Source organism: Nitratireductor indicus C115 (assembly GCF_000300515.1).
Lineage (GTDB): Bacteria > Pseudomonadota > Alphaproteobacteria > Rhizobiales > Rhizobiaceae > Nitratireductor > Nitratireductor indicus.
In genome coordinates, this window is record NZ_AMSI01000024.1 from 21620 (window position 1) to 28669 (window position 7050).

General features: G+C 63.2%; 8 protein-coding genes. All 8 read left to right on the forward strand.

The window, feature by feature from the left end:
• Positions 1-27 precede the first annotated feature (27 nt).
• Positions 28-759, forward strand: a complete 732-nt coding sequence (locus tag NA8A_RS22520; RefSeq protein ID WP_009452734.1) for a succinate dehydrogenase/fumarate reductase iron-sulfur subunit — start codon at positions 28-30, stop codon at positions 757-759.
• The gene (locus tag NA8A_RS22525) at positions 759-1094 is read left to right on the forward strand and encodes a succinate dehydrogenase (protein ID WP_009452735.1); all 336 of its coding nucleotides are present in this window, start codon (positions 759-761) and stop codon (positions 1092-1094) included. The genes NA8A_RS22520 and NA8A_RS22525 overlap by 1 nt, the downstream gene beginning before the upstream one ends.
• Entirely contained in the window at positions 1091-1429 is a 339-nt protein-coding gene (gene sdhC / locus NA8A_RS22530; protein ID WP_009452736.1) for a succinate dehydrogenase, cytochrome b556 subunit, read from the forward strand. Before NA8A_RS22525 ends, sdhC begins: the two co-directional genes overlap by 4 nt.
• A gap of 2 nt (positions 1430-1431) precedes the next feature.
• A complete protein-coding gene (locus NA8A_RS22535; RefSeq protein ID WP_009452737.1) occupies positions 1432-3195 on the forward strand; it encodes an L-aspartate oxidase in 1764 nt (587 codons plus the stop codon).
• Positions 3192-4148, forward strand: coding sequence for a fumarate hydratase (locus tag NA8A_RS22540; RefSeq protein ID WP_009452738.1), 957 nt, complete (start codon positions 3192-3194; stop codon positions 4146-4148). The genes NA8A_RS22535 and NA8A_RS22540 overlap by 4 nt, the downstream gene beginning before the upstream one ends.
• Entirely contained in the window at positions 4145-4810 is a 666-nt protein-coding gene (locus tag NA8A_RS22545; RefSeq protein WP_009452739.1) for a fumarate hydratase C-terminal domain-containing protein, read from the forward strand. Before NA8A_RS22540 ends, NA8A_RS22545 begins: the two co-directional genes overlap by 4 nt.
• A gap of 61 nt (positions 4811-4871) precedes the next feature.
• A complete protein-coding gene (locus NA8A_RS22550; protein ID WP_009452741.1) occupies positions 4872-5186 on the forward strand; it encodes an NIPSNAP family protein in 315 nt (104 codons plus the stop codon).
• A gap of 35 nt (positions 5187-5221) precedes the next feature.
• Positions 5222-6850 (forward strand): thiamine pyrophosphate-binding protein, encoded by a 1629-nt coding sequence (locus tag NA8A_RS22555; protein WP_040673394.1) that lies wholly within the window; start codon positions 5222-5224, stop codon positions 6848-6850.
• Positions 6851-7050: the final 200 nt, after the last annotated feature.

A 7050-nucleotide genomic window follows, 5' to 3' on the forward strand; every position in this document is an offset into this window, starting at 1 on the left:
TAAAGACCATCTTGATTGGGAAAAGCCTTGTCCGAACAGCAGGAATATCTCGACGTTTCGGTCTGGCGGGGGGACGCCTCTTCGGGGGACTATCAGTCCTTCAGGGTTCCCGAATATGCCAGCCAGACCATTCTGGACGTGGTGTCGTGGATTCAGCAGAATGCCGACCCGACGTTGACCTATCGCTTCGCCTGCCGGGTGGGCATGTGCGGCTCCTGCGCGATGATGGTCAACGGCTCGCCCCGCTGGACCTGCCGCACCCATGTGAAGAAGGTCGCGGGCAAGGACCGCAAGCTGAAGATCGCGCCGCTGCGCAACCTGCCCGTCATCAAGGACCTGGCCGCCGACATGGCGCCCTTCTTCGACAAATGGGTGAAGGCGGGCGGACGGCACGCCCCCAGCGCGACGCGCAACGACCCCATTCCGCAGATCAAGCCGGAGAGCGCGGGCCGCGACGCGGCCAATGCAGGCATCGAATGCATCAACTGTTCGGTCTGCTATGCGGCTTGCGACACGGTGACGGGCAATCCGGACTATCTGGGCCCGGCTGCGCTCCAGCGTGCCTGGACCATCGTCAATGACGAGAAACACGGCAATCGCGACGCGGTTATCGAGATCGTCTCGGCGGCTGGCGGCTGCCACAACTGCCACTCCATGGGCAGCTGCACCCTGCATTGCCCCAACGACCTCGACCCCATGAGCGCCATCGCCGGACTGAAGCGGCTGACGGCCCGCAATTTCTTCAAGCGGGGTGCGTGATGCTCAATATTCGCCTCTATCTCGCCCAGCGCATCAGCGCCATGATCATGGTTCCCTTCGTCATCACGCATATCGCGGTGATGATCTACGCGATCCAGGGGGGGCTCAGCGCCGCCGAAATTCTCGGCCGTACACAAGGTTCCGTCTTCTGGTTCCTGTTCTACGGCATGTTCGTGGCCGCCGTTTCCGTGCATGCGGCCATCGGCGTGCGGGTGATCGTCTCGGAAACCACCGGATTGCGCGGCAGCGCCCTTTCGCTCCTGAGCGGTGCAAGCTTCCTCCTTTTCCTGTTTCTCGGCGCGCGCGCCGTCATGGCCGTGACGGTGTCGGCATGAGGGGTCATCGCAATCACCCGCTCTGGTTCGCCTTCCTGCTCCACCGGCTTTCGGGGCTCGGGCTGGCGCTATTCCTGCCCGCGCATTTCTGGATGCTCTCGATGGTGCTGACGAATCCGGAAGGCTTTGACGGATTTGCGCGCTGGACCGACCATCCCCTGGTCAAATTCGCCGAATTCGGCCTTGTCTTCCTGCTTGCCGTACATCTGTTCGGCGGCTTGCGCCTTCTGGCGCTCGAATTCCTGCCCTGGCCCGCACGCCACAAGACGCTGGCCGCAGCCAGCATCGCCGGCGCGTTTCTGGTGTCCGGCGCCTTTTTCCTGAACGCGGTGTAGCCATGCCTCTGAAAGCGGATATCGACCGTCACGACACGGACATCCTGATCCTCGGAACGGGTGGAGCCGGATTGTTTGCCGCTCTCCACGCGCAGCAGAATGCGCCCGAGGGAACGCGGATCACCGTCGCCGTGAAAGGCCTTGTGGGCAAATGCGGCTGCACCCGGATGGTTCAGGGTGGCTACAATGTCGCGCTCGGCAAAGGCGACAGTGTCGAGAGGCATTTCATGGACACGGTGGTGGGCGGCAAGTGGCTGCCCAACCAGGACATGGCCTGGAAATTGTGCAAGCTCGCCGTGGAACGGGTGCGCGAACTCGAAAACGAGATCGGCTGCTTCTTCGACCGCGAGCCGGACGGCAGCCTGCATCACAAGGCTTTCGCCGGGCAGACTGCCGACCGCACCGTGCACAAGGGCGACCTGACCGGCATCGAGATCATCAACCGGCTGATGGAGCAGGTTCTGTCCCGCCCCATCGAGAAGCTGGAGGAACACCGGGCCATCGGCCTGGTGCCGACACGCGACGGCAGCGCGCTGGCGGGTGTTCTCTTCATCGACATGCGCACGGGGCGTTTTCGCTTTGTGCGGGCCAAGACGGTGATGATGGGCACCGGCGGCGGACCCACCATGTACAAATATCACACGCCTTCCGGCGACAAGACCATGGACGGCCTCGCCATGGCGCTGCGCCTCGGCCTGCCCTTGCGCGACATGGAGATGGTGCAATTCCACCCGACCGGCCTTCTGGCGGGCGACCATACGCGCATGACCGGCACGGTTCTGGAAGAAGGCCTGCGCGGCGCGGGTGGCGAACTTCTCAACGCGCACGGCCACCGCTTCATGTTCGACTATGACCAGCGCGGCGAACGCGCCACGCGCGACGTTGTGAGCCGGGGCATCTATTCGGAGATGCGCAAGAACAACAATCCCGAGCAGGTCGGCGTCTATATCTCGATGAAGCATCTAGGGCCTGACAATGTGCGCAAGAAGTTCACCGGCATGGTGAAGCGCTGCGCGGATTGCGGCTTCGACCTGGCCGGAGGCCTCGTCGAAGTGGTGCCCACCGCGCATTACTTCATGGGCGGCGTGGTGGTCGATCCCGATACGCGCGCCGGCATCGAGGGGCTTTACGTGGCCGGAGAAGATGCGGGCGGCGCCCATGGCTCCAACCGCCTCGGCGGCAATGGCGTGGCCAATTCCACTGTCTTCGGCGGCGTGGCCGGCGAAACGATGGCCGCCGATATCCGCACCATGGGCAGCCTGCGCGACCCGGATGAGGATGTGCTGGCCGCCGAGATCGAACGGGCACGGCGGCCCTTCGCCCGAAAGCCCGGCAATGTCCACGAGATTCGCAAGCAGCTTCAGGAAATGATGTGGGACGATGTGGGCGTGATCCGCACCGAACACGGGCTGAAGCGCGGGCTGCAACGGCTTGGCGACATTCACGGCGCGCTTCTCGACACGGGCGTCGATGCCTCCAACCTCGCCTTCAACCTGACCTGGCACGACTGGCTGAACGTGGCTTCGCTGACCGAGATTTCGGAGGTCATCACCAAGGCGGCGCTGTCGCGCGAGAATTCGCGCGGAGCGCATTTCCGCGAGGACTTCCCAGACAGCGGGGACATGGACACCTCCTATTTCACCGTGGCGAGAAAGAACGGCGACACGGTTAGCGTGGAGCGCGAGAATGTGCGTTTCACCATTGTCCGGCCGGGCGAGACGATCCTGCCCGAAGACGAACCCGAAACCCTGGTGGCTCAAGCATGATTTCCATCGACCTGATCCAATCCACGGCCGAAACCCTGATGGACAAGGCCGCGATCGAAATTCCCGAGGACTATCTCGACGGGCTGAAGGCGGCGGCAAAGACAGAAGAAGGCGAGCTATCCGCCTTCGTGCTCGACGCCATGCTCAAGAACTACGAGGCAGCGAAGGAAGACCGCCGCGCCATGTGCGGCGATACAGGCACGCCACGCTGGTATGTGAAGATGGGCAACGAAACCCAGATCGAGGGCGGCCCCATAGCGCTGGAGACTGCATTGCGGCGGGCGACTGCCAACCGCACCAACGGCGTGCCGCTGCGCCCCAACCGCGTGCATCCGCTCTGGCGAACGGACCACAACAACAATGTGGGCATAGGCGCGCCGGAAATCGAATATGGCTACGAGCCGGGCGGCGAGTGGATCGACCTCATCACCGTTCATAAGGGTGGCCTTTTCGGCACCGACTACCGCATGCTCTTTCCCTCCGACGGCATCGAGGGCATCAAGCGCTTCTATCTCGACTGTCTCGTAGCCTTCGGCAAACGCGGCCTCGCCTGCCAGCCGGCGATCATCGGCATCGGGCTCGGCGGCTGCAAGGATACCTGCATGGTGCTCGGCAAGCGCGCCGCGTGCCTGCGCGTGGTGGGAAGCCGCAACACCGACCCGCGCGTGGCCGAACTCGAGGACGAATTGAAGGAGCTCGGCAATTCCATCGGCATGGGCGCCATGGGCTTTGTCGGCAAGAACATGGTGATCGATACCCATATCGAGGTCGGTTATTGCCACACCGGCGGCATGCAGATGAGCGTGCATGCCTTCTGCCTGTCGTCGCGGCGCGCCGTGGCGCGCATTTTTGCCGACGGGCGCGTCGAATACCGCACCGATCCCGACTGGTTCACGGATTATCAGCGCCGCGAAACGGTCGAATGGGAACCCGTGATGGAGGCTGCCGAATGAAACCGCGCGAGATCCGGCTTTCGACCACCCCCACCGCCGAGGACATCGCCGCATTGCGGCTTGGCGACATCGTTTATCTGGACGGGCTGATGTACACCGCGCGCGAGGGTGTCTACATGCGCGCATTGGAGGAGAAGGCCAACATTCCGATGGAGCTGCCTTCGGAAAGTGCTGCGAATTTCCATTGTTCTCCGGCCGCCACCATCCGCCCGGATGGCAGTTTCAACATGGGCGCGGTGACAGCGACGGCCAGTTTCCGCTTCGCCAAATGGCTGCCCGAATGGATGGCCAAGACCGGTGCCAAGCTGATCATCGGCAAGGGCGGCATGACCTCGCGCGACTACAAGCAATATTTCGTGCCCAATGGTGCGGTCTACCTTACCACTGTGGGCTATGGCACGGGCGCGCTGCTTGGACGCGGCGTGGATAATGTGGAGGCCGTGCACTGGCACGAGGAGCTCGGCCTGGCGCAAGCCATGTGGGTGCTCAAATGCAACCGCATGGGGCCCTTCATCGTAGCCTCGGACCTTGAAGGCAACTGCCTGTTCGAGCGTGAGAACGAGCGCATCGCGCAGAACCTGGACCGGCTCTATGAGGGCACCAAGCCCGCCGTCCTGAAACGCTACGGCGAAACCGACGACCGCAGCGACGAGCTTATCTGAGCTTTTGCCGCAGCGTTTCAGGACGCCAGGCAGACGCATCATCCACCGGGAGGGGAACCGAATGTTCGTGGACCAGCGCACCTACACGCTGAAGAATGGCAATGTGTCCAAATTCCTGAAGCTCTATGAGGAAGAGGGGCTTGAGGTTCAGACACGCATCCTTGGCAAGATGGTGGGCTATTACTTCACCGATATCGGCCCGCTTAATCAGATCGTCCACATGTGGGGCTATGAAAGCATGGATGACCGCTGGGAGCGTCGAAAGGCGCTTCAGGCCTCGCCTGAATGGCAGGCCTATGCGGTGCAGATGCGCCCGCTGGTCGACCACATCGAAAACAAGATTCTGATCCCCGCGCCCTTCTTCAAGGTGGCATGAGGTTCAACCATCCGGCATGACCGGGAAACGCCGGAATGGCACCAAAGGAGGAGAGCGGAATGCGCGGAGCGGATTTACTGGTGGCGGCACTCAAGGCGGCGGGTGTGACGCGCATCTACTCGCTTTCGGGAAACCAGATCATGCCCGTCTACGACGCCTGCTTCGGCGCTGGCGTGGAGATCGTCCACACGCGCCATGAGGCGGCGGCGCTCTATATGGCCGAGGCCCATGCCCAGCTCACCGGCGGCATCGGCGTCGCCATGGTGACGGCGGGTGCCGGTGCCGCCAACGCGCTCGGTCCGCTCTTCACCGCATCGGAATCGGAAACGCCGGTGCTGCTTCTCACCGGCGACAGCCCGCTCGGACAGGATGGCAAGGGCGCATTCCAGGAGATGGACCAGGTGCCCATGACAGCGCCCCTCACCAAGCTCTCGCTGCGCGCATCTTCAGCGGCACGGATGGGCGAGGATGTGGCACGGGCAATACGGGCAGCGACATCGGGCCGGCCAGGCCCCGTGCACATCGCCCTCCCCTTCGACGTGGTGGAACAGGATGCGGGCGATGCGAAGGTGCCGCCGGCAGGGGAATTCGTACGCGACACCATGGCCCTTCGCGAAGGGGATGCACGCCTCATCGGCCAGGCCATCGCCGCCGCCACAAAGCCGGTCATCCTGTGTGGCCCGGTTATGAACGCGACACGCAACGGCGCCCTCACCCGCAAGCTTTCAGAGGCACATGATGTGCCGGTGATCGCCATGGAAAGCCCGCGCGGTCTGAAAGACCCCTCGCTCGGCGCCATCGGCGAAGTGCTGAAACAGGCCGATCTCGTCGTCACGCTCGGCAAGCGTGTCGACTTCACCCTCGGCTTCGGAAACAAGGCCGCCTTCCGCGAGGATGCCCGCTGGCTTTCCATACAGCCTGACGGCAAGGAACGCGACCGCGCCCACCGCAATCTCGGCGGACGGCTTGCCATGACGTTCTGCGCCGACCCACGCGATGCGGCAGCTGCCCTGATCGATGTGGGTGAAGGCCGCAGCGCCCACGGTGCATGGCGCGACGAGGTGAATGCGATGCTTGCACGCCGGGCAGCACCCGCTGCGGTTTCGGGGCGCATTACCCCGGATCAGGTTTGCGCCGCCGTGCAGCGCCAGATCGACAAGGCCGGTGAAGCCGTGCTCATCAGCGATGGCGGTGAGTTCGGTCAATGGGTACAGGCCGGGCTCAGCGCCGGGCGGCGGGTCGTCAACGGCGTTTCGGGCGCCATCGGGGGCGGGCTCTGCTACGGGCTTGCCGCGGGCAAGCTCTTTCCCGATGCGGCGGTCTTCTCGCTGATGGGCGATGGCACCGCAGGCTTTCACCTTGCCGAACTGGAAACGGCGGCGCGGGTGGGCGCACCCTATGTGATCATCATCGGCAATGACATGCGCTGGAACGCGGAGCATCAGATTCAGCTTCGCGATTACGGCGCCGACCGCCTGATCGGCTGCGAGCTGAGCGATGGCCGCTACGACCTCGTTGCGGCAGCGCTTGGCGGCCATGGCGAATTCGTGACGGAGCTTTCGGAGCTCGACGCTGCACTGGAACGTGCCGCCAAGAGCGGAAAGGTGGCCTGTGTGAACGTCATCATCGAAGGACTTCCCGCACCAAGCGGCCCCTCGCATTAAAGCGTGTCGCGATCTTTCAGTTTCGCTCCCTACGCTTTAAGCTCCTGATTTTACGCATGTCTTTATCCCGGAACCGGTTCCCACTTCCGGGAGACATGCGTTAGAACGGTTCATCGTTTCACGAGAACGCTTTTCCGCTCCATCTCCTTGATTTTCCGCATTTATGCGGACGTCAGATGATCCCAACTGGCGGGGGGAAA